This window comes from Dysgonomonas mossii DSM 22836, from assembly GCF_000213575.1.
GTDB classification, from domain to species: Bacteria; Bacteroidota; Bacteroidia; order Bacteroidales; family Dysgonomonadaceae; genus Dysgonomonas; species Dysgonomonas mossii.
Map to the genome: position 1 here is coordinate 378,955 of NZ_GL892006.1, position 15,905 is coordinate 394,859.

Below are 15,905 nucleotides of genomic sequence, written 5' to 3' on the forward strand. Positions count from 1 at the left end.
ACTGTTAATCGTTATCGTTGGAAATAGGAAAGAGAAGAGACAGTCATCTCTTCTCTTCTGAATAATAAAAAGATAAGTAATATTTTTAGCCTTACCTTACTTGAAAGAAGTAAATTTCAGGCAAACAGGCATATCCAGTTCTATATCCTTATATGTATTTTCCAAAAGGCCTGTAACCCGATCTATAAGGAATATTTGGATGACATCATTATCACGACTTGCCACCAATAAGAATTTACCATTCGGAGTAATCACGAAATTACGGGGGTGCACTCCTGTTTCCTGATAGCCAACTTTGGTTAGCTTACCATCAGCCTGATTTATAGAGAATATAGCGATACCATCTCCTTTCAGCCGGTTGGATGCATAAAGGAATTTGCCGTCAGGCGACACATGAATATCAGCACTACCCTTTGCGCCAAGTGTATCGGCTTGGATTGTTTGAATTTGAGTCAGATTCCCGGCATTTGCATCGTAGTTGAATGCGATAACAGCGCCCGACAGTTCATTGATAAGGTAGGCATACTTTCCATTCGGATGAAAATCAAGATGCCTTGGTCCTGATCGGGGTGCTACATTAAAAGCAGCAGGTGTTCCCACCTTGAGATAACTCCCCGCATCTTCTTCATTTATAGTGAATTTATGTATTTTATCTGTTCCCAAATCATCGGCGAACAAATATTTCCCATCAGGAGAATAGCGTACACAATGCAGGTGAGGCGCTTTCTGACGCTCTGCATCTGCCCCTTTTCCTGTAAAACGAATCAATTGAGCAGCAGTAGTCAGCGTTCCGTCACCATTAATATCAAAGGCTGTAATACTACCACCCGAATAATTAGCGGTAACAACATGCTTGCCAGTATTGTCGAGCTCTATATAACAAGGATCAGCACCACCTGTCAATTGCGAATTTAGAAGTTTTAGCGTGCCATCTTTCTTATCGAAAACGAAAGCATTGGCCCCAGCTTTTGCGTCTCCGGTTTCGGAAACAGAATAAACATGCGTACCTTCTTTATTGATAGTAAGGTATGATGGATTGGTCACCTTAACCACACTTTTATATTTGGAAAAACCTGAAACAGTATCAAATTGATAAACATAAATACCTTCGCTCTCGCCTGTTGTATATGTACCCACCAGCAAGTACAAACTTGTTTCGTCTGAGATAGTTTCTGCACTCATATTTGTTGTATCCGACGGATCAATATTTGAATTATCCACATTTGTTTTTTGTTTACAAGAAATAAGGGAAAGAACAGCGAAAGCTGAAAATAAAATATATTTACGCATAATACTCTATTTTATGTAAAAGATGAACCTGAAAATGTTTACTAGAACAAAAGAAGTCAAAAATTATTAGTTTACGGCATTTTTTCAATACAAAATTCAAAAGAAATATTTTGCTTTAATAAGATTAAAAAGCTATCTTTGTCGGCTGAAAAAGAAGAAACAATTTAAACTACTATAAAATGAAGAAAGATATTCATCCAGCAAACTATCGTCCGGTTGCTTTCAAGGATATGTCAAACGATGAGGTATTTATTTCACGTTCAACTATCAATGCTAAAGAAACTATCGACATAGATGGTGTTACTTATCCATTGGTGAAGCTTGAAATCACAAGTTCTTCTCACCCGTTCTATACAGGAAAACAAAAACTTGTAGATACAGCAGGACGTGTTGATAAGTTTATGAACCGTTACGCTAAGCGTACACAACCAAAGAAATAATTGTAATCTAATTACAAGTTTAACTAAAAAAGGCTATTCGAATGAATAGCCTTTTTTAGTATATATAGGTCAATTATTTCACGATACTACCTTTTCCAATTTACTTATAGTCTCGTTGCCCAATCTAGTCTTCGATTCGATATGCTTCAAAACAGTCTCCACAAAAGGATTTTCTTCAAAGATACCACGCACTTGTTCAAAATCTATTTTTTGCTGATGTTTGTCTCCATCCACACCAAAACCAGTATGAGAAGATAACGAAAATTCCTTCTTAGCATCCTCGTAAATCATTCTATCCAACTCTACAACAGCCTCTTTCCATTGACTTACAATATCGACAATATCCTGAGCGGTAATTGTATCCAAAGACAGATTATAATATTGCTGTATCTTATCCCACGCCCAAGTCCATTCAAGTGAGTAATAGTTTTTATGCAGTTGTTCAAAAATAGCATTCATTTCACTCACATGTTTTATATTATCCGACTCGATATCATCTATAAGCTTATCGATCTCAGAACGAGGAACAAGCATACCTCCCACATCACTCCATTCATTCAGTCCCACTTCGGTATCAGGTTTCAAACATTCCCTAATTTCCTCATTGCTAGTATATGAACACTTGGATAAGCGTGAAATTATAGAGTTTCCAAGAAACTTGTTAATAGCCATATTGTACAACTTCAATCCTCTCTTCAGAGAAGTTCCTTTGATACGGCAACTCTGATATGTGTACGATCCCGATGTCTCGCCACAAGTCTCTTTCAGCCCTTCCAATATTTCGATCGCCTTAAACATTTTCTGTATTGTATAAGGACTCAGTAGGTTGAAGTTTATCTGATCTAGTTTTTCAGGATCTTTTCGTTTATCCCTTTTTGGAAATTTCTGTGCATCACGAATCGTACCTACACTACGCAAGTTAATACCGGGAACCAATACCGACTCATCTTTATCCTCTATCAGATAAGAGAACGGCATGTTGGAAGTATCTGCATTATAATAGTGGCGTCCCATAATAAGAGAAAAAGCTCCGATGCGCGAAGGCCATAGGATATACGAATTACTGGTTGTTTTTCCTCCACGCTCTACAATGCCCTGATGAATAGGTCCCAGTTTGTACATGTGATTACTCTGATTAGAACCCGAACCGGCATTCATAAAAGAAAACATCCCGGCAATCAAGAGTGTAGACTTGTGATGAGTCACTGTATATGGCCCGGCAAACAAAGCGCAGGCTTCACCGTTCTCACCCTGACAATTGCTAAAAAATAATGAATCGCTCGCCGAATAGGTATGCCCCAATTGGCATGATTGCCCTACAAAGCAGCGGGTAAGCATCGTCCCATCCTCGACACGTGAACCCGAACAGACAATAAAGTCATTCGCCATTACGCTATATCCGATATGAACAGGATCGTACTGATTACTGTTAATGCTTCCGTTCTCAAGATGGCGTGCTCCTTCTATTGTGGCATAATCCCCTATGTGCACATTTTTTATTGCTCCTGCATTTACAATCGTCACATTATCGCCTATGTACCCAAAATCAGAGGTACGTTCTTTGGCATAATCAGCGACCATGCCCTGAAGTTTTTTTATCAATGCAGGTCGATGGCGATAGAAAGAAAGAATATAGGCGAAATGAGCACTCAGTTTATCATAGATCATAACCTCACGCCCGCCCGTTTCATTTAATACCGAAACCTCTATTCCATTCCCAAACGATGATTGTCCTTCTACATACAGGTGGTGTATGTTTTGTATGCGCACATTGCTGCCAATACGATAGTTGGCTATATAATTCTGTACATTTTCGATAAGGACATTATCACCTAATTCGCAATTATGAAGACAGGCATGTTTCAGACCCGAATGCTTTTTAAGCCCTCCCGGTAATGTGAATTCATCTTCAAAAACACCTAACTTAACTTTGCCCGAAAAATTAGTATGTTTAATATAGTCTGGTTTGAAGTTCTTATGTACCGAAATATTGTTCCAGTTATCGGCCAAACAGCCCTGACTCTCAAGTCTTGTTATTTCTTCGGGGGTTAGATTTCTGTAATCCATATATTATATTTAGATTAAAGCTTGAATAAAAAAACGATTTGTATACATCTTACAATAATACACACCGTATTTTTACCAACTGAGACAAATTTAATAATAATGTCTTTCAGTACTATCGAAATTCTATCTTTTTAATAAGAAACCCCGATTATAAATTAAACTATAATCGGGGTTTCTTACTTTATATTAATTCGCATCCGCTACTTCAATATCTTCTATCGGTGTGGATAAGCCCTCTATCCGCCGCTGTAAGCTATATTTACTTATCAGATCGGCAATTTCAGGGTCGAGAGGTGCACGATAAACCTTCGATGGGTCTAACTCGCAAGCACGCATCAAGTGATCAATTGCCTCATTATCCTTATTTGAACGAATCGACAGTATGGCTCTCAAATATTCTGTGTTTCCTGTTTCAGGCAAACCATCCAATACTTCTTTAGCTTTGGCATTATACCCCATACATATCAAGCACAATGCTGTATTATAATCGGGATAATCGGACAAAATTTCCAAAGCCTTCCAATATTCTCTGTCTTGCAGTAGTTTCAATCCTTTTTCGTAGTTGGGTCTTTCCTGAACATCCAGCGCAGTTTCTTCGGTCATACCTGGACGATGCATATTAAACTCGAAAGTAGCTTTATTTAGCAACGGGTATACAGAGTCTCGAATCACCTTATAGTCGTCCGCAAAATCTTTCTTTATCTTGGCTTCCGTCTCATCGGGATCTATAGCCCCTTCGAGCAGTGCAAGAATCTGCGTTTTATTCATTATATCATTTCGCTGCTGAATCTGGTTTACCAAGGTATTCCAGTCTTCTCCTCCAAACTCGACTTTAATAACATTGTTGGCATCATTCACTTCGCCCGATAGAGACTTAACAAAGTACTCTTTTATCGCATCGGCTCGTTTTTCGGTTAATTTATAGTTTTTGTCGTATGATCCATCCAGCGCTGTAGTTACTCTAAGTACAATACTGTCGACAACAAATTTACCATCTTCAGTAAATGCACGGTATGTATTTAACACATTATTTATTTGGGCTTTATTATCCTTATAATTGATACCAAAAGCAGATTGGCCGGGCTGAAACTTCACATACGCAGTCAGACGGTTGTATGCATCCCTATACAGTTTTGTTCTTTTATAGATAAGTGAAGTATCTACCAACTGCGACAATGATGATATAAAATATGAAATCGTATCACCGGGTGCCATCATATAACGACTTCTATCCACAGCATCTACACGCCCATTCATTGTCAGACTAAGTTTTTTAAGCCCCACTGTTACGGGATGATCTTGCTTATACAGATATACAAAATCACGACCTGTATCTATAATTGTATCCAGACGAACTCCTTCTTCGTAAGGAAATGGTATCATTTCTTTTGCCACCTCTCCTTTACGCTCTTTTTTCATTTCATTTTCTGCAATAGCTTCAAACATATATCTGTTTTGAGCTATTTCGATAGAGTCACTTTCGGTGAGTACGTTGTTTATTATATCATCCAACGAACGCCCTTCTTCGTACGCTTCACGAAATTTGGCGGGCATCTTCATATAGCTTACTTCAAAGTTCTTATCATCCAACACTAGCGCTTTTGCGTTCTTATTGAATTTCTTCATATATTGAGCAAACAAGCCCACGGTATCTTTACCATTAGCCATATCGCGGATCACCTGCTCGCGTGCTTTACGCACATATTCATTATAAAAGCGTTGGCGATACCCTTTGAGCTTAGCTAGCTCGGCTGCATCAAATTTACTTTTCTCTGTCTTCCATTTCTCATATTCCATCTGCTTGCTCCACTCCCTGTAATATTCTTCATAATACAAGTTCTGGCGATTTCTAATATCTTTTTCAGTTCCGGCTCTATCGAAGAATACCTCGTCATATTTATCATTTCCGACAATAGACTTCATATAATTATCATATTCGGCATAGTCCTGCTTTTGCTTTGCAAGAAAAGCTTCACCTTTAAGTACTACATCTTTCAGTGGTATAATAGAATCGTTGTGGAACAGTTTAGGGGATAGCGTCGTTCTGAAATTTTCAGACAAAAGTTCTTTAGGTACTCTTACTAAAAAATCTACTTTTACCCGCCCATTGCGCTCGGGCGTAAAGCGAGACTTAGCCGTAACTACAACTTCTGATAGTTGTTGCACCTCATTGAGATTCGTTGCTTTTTTACCTTCCCGGTCAACAGACTCTGTTATATTTTCAGCATTGGTAAAAGTCACTTCTTCAGAAACAGTCCTTGTGCCTCTTACATTCACCCCCTTCTGAAATGGAAGTTCTATTGTTGCTCTTTTCAATTGCTGCATAAATAATGGTTTCACCATTGCTTCTTTGGGCTTATCTTTGGAATAAGAAAAGCCTCGCCCTGCAACATCCTCTCCACGGGAAGCTCTTATATTACGAACCGACTCCGAAGATTTACATGAGAACATGATGAATGATATTATTACCAGAAAAAGAATAGAAAAACATGTTGTCTGGGCAACACGTGTAGTAATGTTTGTTTTCATAAGTTTGCTTTCGTGTATCATTAAACAATAATGATCTGTGTATTGTATAGTTTTTGTAAAAACAGTGCAAAGATAGACAATGTCTACCAATATTTAAACAAATAAAAATTAATTTTTCGGAATAAAACAAAAGCTGATCATCTTTTCTATCAGAATAAGAGACATTTAGATCAACACACCTCTCCAAAATAGATATTCGATAAGTATTTCAGTAATATGTTAAAAAAACAAAGAATGTCGGATATTTATTACCCAACATTCTCTTTCTTATTCATGATTATTGTCTATGCGTGTTTCTTTCTTCTTTTTTATTCGTCCTGCCTTTCGCAGTGCCTGATCAAGTATATATTGAATTTGTCCGTTCGTACTACGAAACTCATCGGCAGCCCATTTTTCTATTGCTTCCATCATCTCCGGATCGACTCGCAAGACGAAACTTTTAACTGCTGATTCCTTTTCTTTCTTAGCCACAATTATATATTTATTGATGAAGCGTTCCGGCATTTACAATTGGTTGTGCTGCTTCGTCGGCACATAACACGACAAGCAGATTGCTAACCATTGCAGCCTTACGCTCTTCATCCAATTCTACAATTCCTTCTTTCAAGAGTTTGTCCAATGCCAGTTGAACCATACTTACAGCACCTTCCACTATCTTTTCGCGAGCAGCAATAATCGCATCTGCCTGCTGACGACGAAGCATTACACTCGCAATCTCAGCAGCATACGCCAGATAATTGATGCGTGCTTCTATCACTTCTATACCGGCAATCGCCAAACGACTATTCAGTTCCTCTTCGAGCTTCTCGCTGATTTCACCATTATCGGAGCGCAATGTCACATCACCGTCTTTGCTTTCATTGTTGTCGTATGCATACATACCGGCTACCTGACGCAAAGCTGCATCGCTTTGTATCTTTACAAAGTTCTCGTAAGCCTGCATTCTGTTCGAAGATTGAATATAATTATTCACTGAACCCATAACTCCCGAGATAGAAGATGTATCGATATCAAACATCGCCTTATACGTATCTTTTACTTTCCAAACCAGCACAGAACCGATCATAATAGGATTTCCAACTTTATCGTTCACCTTTATAGGCGGCACATCGAGATTACGTGCTCTGAGCGTCAATTTCTTTTTATAATAAAAAGGGTTCACCCAAAGAAAACCGTTATCGGTAATAGTCCCTTTATATTTACCAAAGAAAACCATTACTCTGGCTTCGTTAGGTTCTACAACCATAAATCCTAGAACGGCTAAAGAACATAAAACCATACAACATACAGCTATAAACACTAAAGGAATATAGCCTAGACTAAAAGACCAGATACTCGCTGCCAATACTACAATAATGATAAATAAGGCTAAGAAGCCTGAAATCTTAGTGCCTTTAAAATCTTTTTCGAGTGTTTCCATATTTATTATGATATTAAAATGATATCATAAAAATAAATATAATTTTGAATAACACAAAACAATTTACAAAAAAAAGAGCCTTATTATTCAACAAGACTCAGAACGTATATATATAAATATTGATCAATTCGATTCAAATTCGAGTATCTCACCATACTCTGCCAACTTGTCGAAGGCTCCTTGCAAGTCTGTTTGTCCAAAATAAACTCTAAAACAGTTGATAACTCCGCCATGAGCAAAAACAACAACAGAAGAATAATCTTTCTTTACCAGCTCGTCGATGAAAGATGCAACACGTGCATACATCTGATCGAAAGATTCACCATTGGGTGTGGGTGTCCTTATCCAGTCCTTATCCCATTCTTCCATATCAATACGATCCCATTCTTTCATCTCCCAATCACCAAAATGCAATTCTTTCAGACGGTCGTACAATTGAATATCGGTAAAACCACAATACTCTGCCAGACGCTTTGCTCTGCTTAGCGGACTTGAAAAAACGGCATCAAACTGCAAGTCTTGTAACTTTTGCTTCACCACCTCAGCTTCGCTCTCAAAGGTATCTTTTAGCGGTACATCCGTTTGTCCGTAACAAACACCATTAACTCCTACAGCCGTGTGGCGCACTATATATATTTTCATATTTAAACTTACGTATAGATAATAATTCTCCCTAGCATAATTTCAGAATAATACTTATCCCCAGAAAGAAAGACAATTCGCATAATAGAAACATTGCACCGCAACAATCTCCTGTATACCCTTGTATCTTTCTTCTCATGAGTAAAATCAATCCAAGGAAAGCAAAGATAGGAAATATTATAGCCGCCCAAAAGTGAATATTTAATAATAAAACGAAAGGCAGCAAGCCAAACAAAGCCGAAATAAGAGCCGTGCGCAAAGACATCTTCTTATACACTGTTTTCGATTTACTCGTTTCCGCATTTCGGGCGTATGGAAGGAATAAGGTAATTTGGGAACTGACAAGCTTGCATAACGGATCGCCCACCAAAATTACAGTACAAGCCAAATGCAGACCTAGATTTTCTAAAAAGAAATAAAAGAATAAGAAGTAAAATATCAAGCTGATTACTCCATAAGTACCGATATGCGAATCTTTCATTATCTCCAATATGCGTTCGCGGGTAGTACCACCGCCAAAGCCATCGAAGAAATCGGCAAAACCGTCTTCGTGCAATGCTCCTGTAATAAGCAGGCGGCTAAGAAGAGCCACAATTATGGCAATGGAATAAGGTAAAACCTGAGCAGCACACCATAGCACCCCCGCCATAACGCTGGCAGTAAGCCAGCCTACGACAGCCCAGTAGTTTATCACCTGCTTAAAATATTCGGCAGGGACATTAAATGCTTTTATACGCCAAAAAGGTAAGCGTGTAAAAAATACTAGTGCTGCTGCTATTTGTTTCATCAGTTATAGAGGTTGCCTTCGGAAAGGCAAGTTGCAATTTTAAAAATACTTCGTTACTTGAATTTCTTTAAATGAATTCATTTCATTTATCATACGCACAGCCGAATCGACGATAGGATATGCGCAAATCGCACCTGTTCCTTCTCCCAGCCTAAGCCCTAAACTAAGAATAGGTTTTGCATTCAAATACTCCAACACAAGCTTATGGCCGGCTTCATCTCCCTGATGTCCGAAGACAGCATAGTGCAAAACATTTTTATTCAACTTTGATGCCACCAACATACAGTTTGTCATAATAAAGCCATCGATAAGAATTATCATTTTCAGTTCGGCAGCCTTGAGCATAGCACCTACAGTCATCACCATTTCATAACCACCGAAATAGCGCATAATATCTTCGACAGAAGCATCGCCTTTGTAATTATCCATCGATTGCTTCAGCACCTTATACTTATGGTTGATAATATTGCCTGTGTGATCACATCCTGCACCAATACATTGATCCAAAGGGATACCTGTGAGGTATGTCATCCATAGGGACGATGAAGAGGTATTTGTAATTCCCATTTCACCAAAGCTAATCACGTTACATCCCTCATCGAAACAAGCTTGCACGCATTCAGCACCCGATTGTATGGCTTGTTCCATTTCCTCTTTAGTCATAGCAGCCTCATGGAGATAGTTACGTGTGCTTTTTCGGATCTTCTTGTGGATAATCGGATCTTCGGGCTTAAAGTCGAAATTAACACCGGCATCAACAACCTTTAGATTGAAACCATGCTGACGTGCCAAAAAGTTGATACCTGCTCCTCCATTCCAGAAGTTTGCTATCATCTGATAGGTTACCTCTTGCGGCGATGGGCTCACACCTTCTGCTGCGATACCGTGATCTCCTGCAAATACGATGTGACATGGATTTGTCAACTTCGGATTCAAAGATTGTTGTATCCAACCGATTTGCATAGCCAACTCTTCGAGCTTCCCTAAAGACCCTTTAGGCTTTGTCAGATTATCAATTTTTTCTTGTAAGTAAGAGCGTACTTCGTCTTCCGGTTTTTCGATGTTAAATTGTTGCATTGTATATTTAGTTTCTTTTAGATTTTAATTTTACAGACGTTTTTCGTTGCCATGCTGATAGTACAAAGCATTTCGTTTTTCAAAAGGTTCTTCGCAATCAACAGGATATAGTGTTATTAATAACAAAAACGACAAAATTTATGATCACTTCACTTTCAGTGGAATACCCGAAACCATCAGATAGACCTCATCAGCGTTTTCGGCAAGATATTGATTAAGCCAGCCTTGCAAATCGGCAAATTTACGTTGCAAGTCGTTTTGAGACATTTCACCCATGCCTATTTCGTTTGTAACAAAAATAAACACCACATCTTGAGCAACAAGCTTTCTGAATTCAGATTTCAAAGCAGCAAGGGCAGCTTCAACATCCGAATTCAGATCGAAGAAGAAATTCGTTGCCCATAGCGTAACGCAGTCAATAAGCACTACTTGATTGTTAAAGGAATGCTCACCCAAGAATTTCTCTTCTTCTACATTTATCCAATTATCTGCCCGCTCGGCTTTATGCCTTTCTATCCGCTGACGATGTTCGTCATCCCATATTCGCGAAGTTGCCAGATATACAGGATTGGGAGACAAAGACAATGCTAACTTTTGTGCATAGCTGCTTTTACCCGAACGTTGCCCTCCTGTTATAAGGGTTATTTGCTTAGCCATTTATTTTCTCTTATACAAAAAATCTTTCCAGCGTTCTTCTACATCACCTGCTTTATACATTTCGTAACGAGCCATTGTGAAGAACAAATCGGACAAACGATTAATAAATCGCATAACAGCTGCGGGAACTTCATCCTGCTTGTTTAAAGTCCACAAACGACGTTCGGCACGACGAGCCACAGCACGAGCCAATTGCAAGTTTGCTGAAACGACTGTCCCTCCGGGCAAAACGAATGTTTCGCTGGGTCCCATTTCATCTGTCATTTTATCCATGCATTCTTCGCAAAATTTATCCAGATTTTCATCCAGAACATTCTGATTTGTATCTCTTATATCCGACGGTGTAGCCACCTGAGACATCACAACCATTATCTCTGTTTGTATCTTGAACAGAATGGGCTGCCACTCATGATCTGAAGATAAGTGAGCCCGAACAACACCTATTACAGAGTTCAGCTCATCGATTGTACCATTGGCTTCAATTCGTGGATGATCTTTACTCACACGTTTTCCTCCAAAGATTCCGGTTTTACCTTTATCTCCTCCTCGGGTATATATTTTCATTTTTTATGATATGTATTATATTATATATTAAAGTATTTCGTTCTGTCATTCTGAAAGATATTAAAGAAGTCAACACGACAAGATTAACTCCTATATAAAGTCTAACAAAGATACAACAAGTAGAGATGAATCTATCCCATTTTTTAGGCTTTTTCATATAATTTATCTAATAGGATGGGGAGACAAAAAGAATGGAAAGGACGGAGAAAAGTAACAGCAATAAAAAAGTAAAAGAGCTGTTACCTTTGTTACTTTTTAACAATTTATTCCTGTTAAATAATACATTCTCTATCTCGTTTTTTAGTTTATCTTTGTCTGTAATTTAATTCGTTAACGTCAACCTCATGCGATTAAACATTTGCATCGTTTCAATTTTTATCTGTCTCTTAGTGGCAACCTCATGTACCGAAAAGAAGGTAGTATTCAACCAACGGGAATTTATCTCTCTTTCGGGAAAATGGCAATGCGATCTTGGTGAAATAAATCTGCCCGGAACTGTAGATGAAAGCCGTCTCGCTCCCCGCAATAGTGATACGCTGAGCACAGGGCAGCTTACACGGTTGAATCCTTATGTAGGAAAAATGAAATATACCAAAGAGATTGAAATACCGGCAGGTTCAGCTCAGAAAGAATGGCGACTGATCATGGAGCGAACAAAACCTTCTACGGTGTGGATAGACAAAGACAGCATAGGTACAAGCTCGCTGATACTATCACCTCAGATATATAATCTCGGAAAACTAGCCGCAGGAAAGCACACTGTGACTATCGTAATAGACAACAGCCCTACTTCTGTACCGCAAGGGATACATGGCTCGCATGCTTGGACCGATGCTACACAAACAAACTGGAATGGCATAATCGGAAAATTCGGGCTCGAAGCCAATGATGGCATTCTCATTAGCGACCTTCAGGTTTATCCAAATGTTTCTTCTAAGACAATACCAGTTGTAGCACAAATCAACTCGTCAGTAAGCGGAAAAGCTAAAATATCGGTTCAGGGATATCTATGGAATACTACACAAAATATAGCTATACCCGATCAAGTTATCAGTATAGACCTGAAAGAGGGTCTGGAAACATATAAATTTGATATTAACGTGGGCAACAAACACGTTTTGTGGAGTGAATTTGATCCTGCCCTATACAAGGTTAATTTCGAAATAGAAAGTCAGAAAATAAAAGACAGTTATACTATCGACTTTGGCATCAGAGACTTTTCGGCAAAAGGGACACAGTTTGAAATCAATTCTCTAAAAACATTTCTACGGGGCAAACACGATGCCTGCGTATTTCCTCTCACCGGCTATCCGCCGATGAATAAAGAAGAATGGAAAAGACAAATGCGCATCGCCAAAGAGTATGGAATAAACCATTACAGATTTCACTCGTGGACACCTCCGCAAGCAGCTTTTGATGCGGCAAACGAAGAAGGCATATACATGCAGGCCGAACTACCTTACTGGGGAGCAATGGATACGACAAACATCGACCTCAACAAATTCTTGATTAACGAAGGCGAGCATATCCTTACTACTTATGGAAACAATCCTTCGTTCGTTATGATGGCTTTGGGTAATGAGCTTGGAGGTGATGTAAAACTCATGCGTAGCATTGTAACAAATTTCCGCACTTCCGACCAACGTCATCTCTATGCCTTCGGAGCGAATAATATGCTGGGTACTGCCGGACAACAACAAGGTGAAGATTTCTTTGTCACATGCCGTGTTGGCGGACAGGTAGGTTCCGACGATTATTCAACTCATACCCGTGCGACCTTCTCTTTTGCTGATGCGAAGAACGGAGGATATATAAACGCTACATATCCTTCTACTGCCATCACTTTCTCGAAAGCTGTAGAAAACTGTACAGTACCGATTATAAGCCACGAGAATGGTCAATTTCAGGTATATCCCGATTATAACGAGATAAAAAAATATACCGGAGTACTGTATCCTTACAATATGGAAATATTCCAGAAACGCCTTCAGGAAAATGGACTTGAAGATCAGGCTGATGCCTTCCATAAAGCTACGGCACGTTTTGCTGCGCTCTGCTACAAGGCTGATATAGAAATGTGCCTTCGCACACCGGGATTTGGAGGTTTCCAATTGCTCGATTTGCAGGATTACCCGGGGCAAGGGAGTGCTTATGTAGGTATATTGGATGCATTTATGGATAATAAGGGCGGAATGGCGGCAGAAGAATTCGACGGTTTTTGTGACGAAATAGTCCCACTTTCCATTATGTCGAAATACTGCTGGAGCAATAACGAGATATTTACAGCCGAGATAAAACTAAGCAACTATTCGAAGGAAGCCCTCTCGAAAAAGAATTTGTCATGGACGCTAAGCAAGGCGCATAGCAATGTAAATGTAGCCAGAGGAGAATTTCCTATCAATATTTCTCAAGGTCATTTAGGCGAAGTAGGAAAAATAAATGTACCTCTTCAAGATATAAATACGGCAACTCAACTCGTATTGACTTTACAAACAGGTCCTCATGTAAATAAATACGATTTATGGGTATATCCCGACAAGGAGATCTCTGTAAAATCGGATATAAAAGAAACTTCGAGCCTGAAACAAGCTTTAGACTTGCTACAGCAGGGAAATAAAGTATTATATACTCCCGATCACAAAGAAGTAGAAAAACTTTCTGTGGGTGGATTGTTTACTCCCGACTATTGGAACTATGCCATGTTCAAGAATATTTCGGAATGGCTGAAAAGGGATGTCTCTCCGGGAACACTGTCTATATTGACAGACCCTTCGCACCCGCTATTTAAGGAGTTTCCGACAGAAACACATAGCAACTGGCAATGGTGGATTATATCAAAAAATTCTCGACCATTTATTCTCGACAGAACCCCTAAGGACTATAAACCGTTGGTACAGGTAATTGACAATATAGAGCGTAACCACAAACTAGGATTGATATTCGAAATGCAGGTTGGCAAAGGAAAGTTGCTTGTTTGTATGTGCGACCTGAAAGCCATCAGCGACAAACCTGAAGGGAAACAGTTTGGGCAGGCAATTCTCGATTATATGAGTTCTGCCGACTTTGCTCCTACAAATGAGTACACAGCAGAAGATATAAAAAGCCTGTTTAGTACTTCTATAAAAGAGAAGAAGATCGTAGGAGTAAAGAATATTACTACCTATAAGTAAATAGAACTTATCATTCTGAATGAAGTCAGAGATCTCATATCCGATAGAGAATGTTCGTTACATTCAGAATGACAAGTTATAATAGTTACTGATATAGCGTCTTAGCTATCCCCTGTTCCAAGCCGCGAAGCTCAGCCAAACCACGAAGGCGGCCAATGCAGGAATATCCCGGATTGGTTTTCTTGTTCAGATCGTCAATCATCTGATGTCCGTGATCGGGACGGAAAGGGATAGATATATTACGTTGCTGTTGTATTTCCAGGAGTCCTTTCATTACACCATACATGTCCACATCGCCTTCGAGATGATTTGCCTCGTAAAAGTTACCCTCCGCATCACGCTGAGTAGAACGCAAATGCACGAAGTTGACTCTGTGACCCAAGCGTTTGATCATATTAGGCAAGTCGTTATCGGCACGCACACCGAATGAACCTGTGCAAAAGCATAGTCCGTTAGACTTGTTAGGCACAGCCTCAACCAATTTATTAAAGTCTGATTCCGTGCTCAGAATGCGAGGTAATCCTAAAATCGGATAAGGCGGATCATCGGGATGGATAGCCAGCTTCACACCTGCCTCATCGGCAACAGGCGCAATCTCTTTTACGAACTCTATCAGGTTTTTTCGTAGCGTTTCAGCATCTATATCTTTATAGCGATCAAGCTGCGCTTGAAACTCTTCAAGGGTAAAACTTTCTTCTGCACCCGGTAGTCCGGCAATCATATTACTGACTAATAGCTCTTTATCCTCCTGCGTCATTTCTTCGAAGCGTTTCTTCGCTTTAGCAATATCTTCCGATGAGTATTCTTGCTCTGCACCGGGACGTTTTAGTATAAACAATTCGAATGCCATAAAAGCCGCACGCTCAAAACGTAACGCCTTCGACCCGTCGGGCATTGTATAAGCCAAGTCGGTACGTGTCCAATCCAGCACTGGCATAAAATTGTATGTAACAATCGTTATGCCGCATTTAGCTAGGTTACGAATGCTTTCTTTATAGTTATCAATGTACTTTCGGTAGTCTCCTTCCTGAGTTTTTATATGTTCATGCACAGGGATGCTTTCCACAACAGACCACCTGAGACCGGCACTTTCAATTATATCCTTGCGCTTTTGTATTTCTTCCACTGTCCACACTTCACCATTCTTGATATGATGCAGTGCGGTTACAATGCCTGTTGCCCCTGCTTGCTTTATATCCAACAATGATACCGGGTCATTTGGCCCGTACCATCTCCATGTTTGTTCGCTACGTATCATATAT

At 39.4% G+C, this 15,905-nt stretch carries 13 protein-coding genes; 2 read left to right on the forward strand and 11 right to left on the reverse strand.

Translation table 11 applies throughout. The annotated features are described in order from the left end of the window. Window positions 1-96: 96 nt before the first annotated feature. Window positions 97-1,290, reverse strand: a complete 1,194-nt coding sequence (locus HMPREF9456_RS08485; RefSeq protein WP_006843089.1) for a lactonase family protein — start codon at window positions 1,288-1,290, stop codon at window positions 97-99. A 179-nt stretch (window positions 1,291-1,469) separates the two neighbouring features. On the opposite strand from HMPREF9456_RS08485, the gene HMPREF9456_RS08490 reads away from it, so the two are divergent. After that, window positions 1,470-1,730: a type B 50S ribosomal protein L31 gene (locus HMPREF9456_RS08490; protein ID WP_006843090.1), complete on the forward strand. Its 261-nt coding sequence runs from the start codon at window positions 1,470-1,472 to the stop codon at window positions 1,728-1,730. A gap of 78 nt (window positions 1,731-1,808) precedes the next feature. On the opposite strand, the gene HMPREF9456_RS08495 is transcribed toward HMPREF9456_RS08490, so the two are convergent. The 9 genes from HMPREF9456_RS08495 to HMPREF9456_RS08535 all read right to left on the reverse strand — a co-directional run bounded on the left by HMPREF9456_RS08495 (window position 1,809) and on the right by HMPREF9456_RS08535 (window position 11,473). After that, window positions 1,809-3,797 carry a DUF4954 family protein gene (locus HMPREF9456_RS08495; protein ID WP_006843091.1) on the reverse strand — a complete coding sequence of 663 codons (1,989 nt, stop codon included), beginning with the start codon at window positions 3,795-3,797 and terminating at the stop codon, window positions 1,809-1,811. Between the two features lie 186 nt (window positions 3,798-3,983). Further along, window positions 3,984-6,326, reverse strand: a complete 2,343-nt coding sequence (locus tag HMPREF9456_RS08500; protein ID WP_006843092.1) for a hypothetical protein — start codon at window positions 6,324-6,326, stop codon at window positions 3,984-3,986. A 267-nt stretch (window positions 6,327-6,593) separates the two neighbouring features. Then, entirely contained in the window at window positions 6,594-6,830 is a 237-nt protein-coding gene (locus HMPREF9456_RS08505) for a type II toxin-antitoxin system antitoxin (RefSeq protein WP_006843093.1), read from the reverse strand. Further along, the gene (locus HMPREF9456_RS08510) at window positions 6,808-7,746 is read right to left on the reverse strand and encodes an SPFH domain-containing protein (RefSeq protein ID WP_006843094.1); all 939 of its coding nucleotides are present in this window, start codon (window positions 7,744-7,746) and stop codon (window positions 6,808-6,810) included. The genes HMPREF9456_RS08505 and HMPREF9456_RS08510 overlap by 23 nt, the downstream gene beginning before the upstream one ends. 123 nt (window positions 7,747-7,869) lie before the next feature. Continuing rightward, window positions 7,870-8,388, reverse strand: coding sequence for an alpha-ribazole phosphatase (cobC, locus tag HMPREF9456_RS08515; RefSeq protein ID WP_006843095.1), 519 nt, complete (start codon window positions 8,386-8,388; stop codon window positions 7,870-7,872). A gap of 31 nt (window positions 8,389-8,419) precedes the next feature. Continuing rightward, on the reverse strand, window positions 8,420-9,175 hold the full coding sequence (cobS, locus tag HMPREF9456_RS08520; protein WP_006843096.1) for an adenosylcobinamide-GDP ribazoletransferase: 756 nt from the start codon (window positions 9,173-9,175) through the stop codon (window positions 8,420-8,422). 39 nt (window positions 9,176-9,214) lie between these two features. Next, window positions 9,215-10,252 carry a nicotinate-nucleotide--dimethylbenzimidazole phosphoribosyltransferase gene (gene cobT, locus HMPREF9456_RS08525; RefSeq protein ID WP_006843097.1) on the reverse strand — a complete coding sequence of 346 codons (1,038 nt, stop codon included), beginning with the start codon at window positions 10,250-10,252 and terminating at the stop codon, window positions 9,215-9,217. Between the two features lie 144 nt (window positions 10,253-10,396). After that, window positions 10,397-10,909: a bifunctional adenosylcobinamide kinase/adenosylcobinamide-phosphate guanylyltransferase gene (gene cobU / locus HMPREF9456_RS08530; protein ID WP_006843098.1), complete on the reverse strand. Its 513-nt coding sequence runs from the start codon at window positions 10,907-10,909 to the stop codon at window positions 10,397-10,399. Beyond that, window positions 10,910-11,473, reverse strand: a complete 564-nt coding sequence (locus HMPREF9456_RS08535) for a cob(I)yrinic acid a,c-diamide adenosyltransferase (protein WP_006843099.1) — start codon at window positions 11,471-11,473, stop codon at window positions 10,910-10,912. A 344-nt stretch (window positions 11,474-11,817) separates the two neighbouring features. Between HMPREF9456_RS08535 and HMPREF9456_RS08540 the strand changes: the two genes are divergently transcribed. Continuing rightward, window positions 11,818-14,643 (forward strand): glycoside hydrolase family 2 protein, encoded by a 2,826-nt coding sequence (locus tag HMPREF9456_RS08540; RefSeq protein ID WP_006843100.1) that lies wholly within the window; start codon window positions 11,818-11,820, stop codon window positions 14,641-14,643. Between the two features lie 85 nt (window positions 14,644-14,728). Here HMPREF9456_RS08540 and uxuA read toward each other — a convergent pair whose 3' ends face one another. Further along, entirely contained in the window at window positions 14,729-15,901 is a 1,173-nt protein-coding gene (gene uxuA, locus HMPREF9456_RS08545; RefSeq protein ID WP_006843101.1) for a mannonate dehydratase, read from the reverse strand. Between the last annotated feature and the right edge of the window lie 4 nt (window positions 15,902-15,905).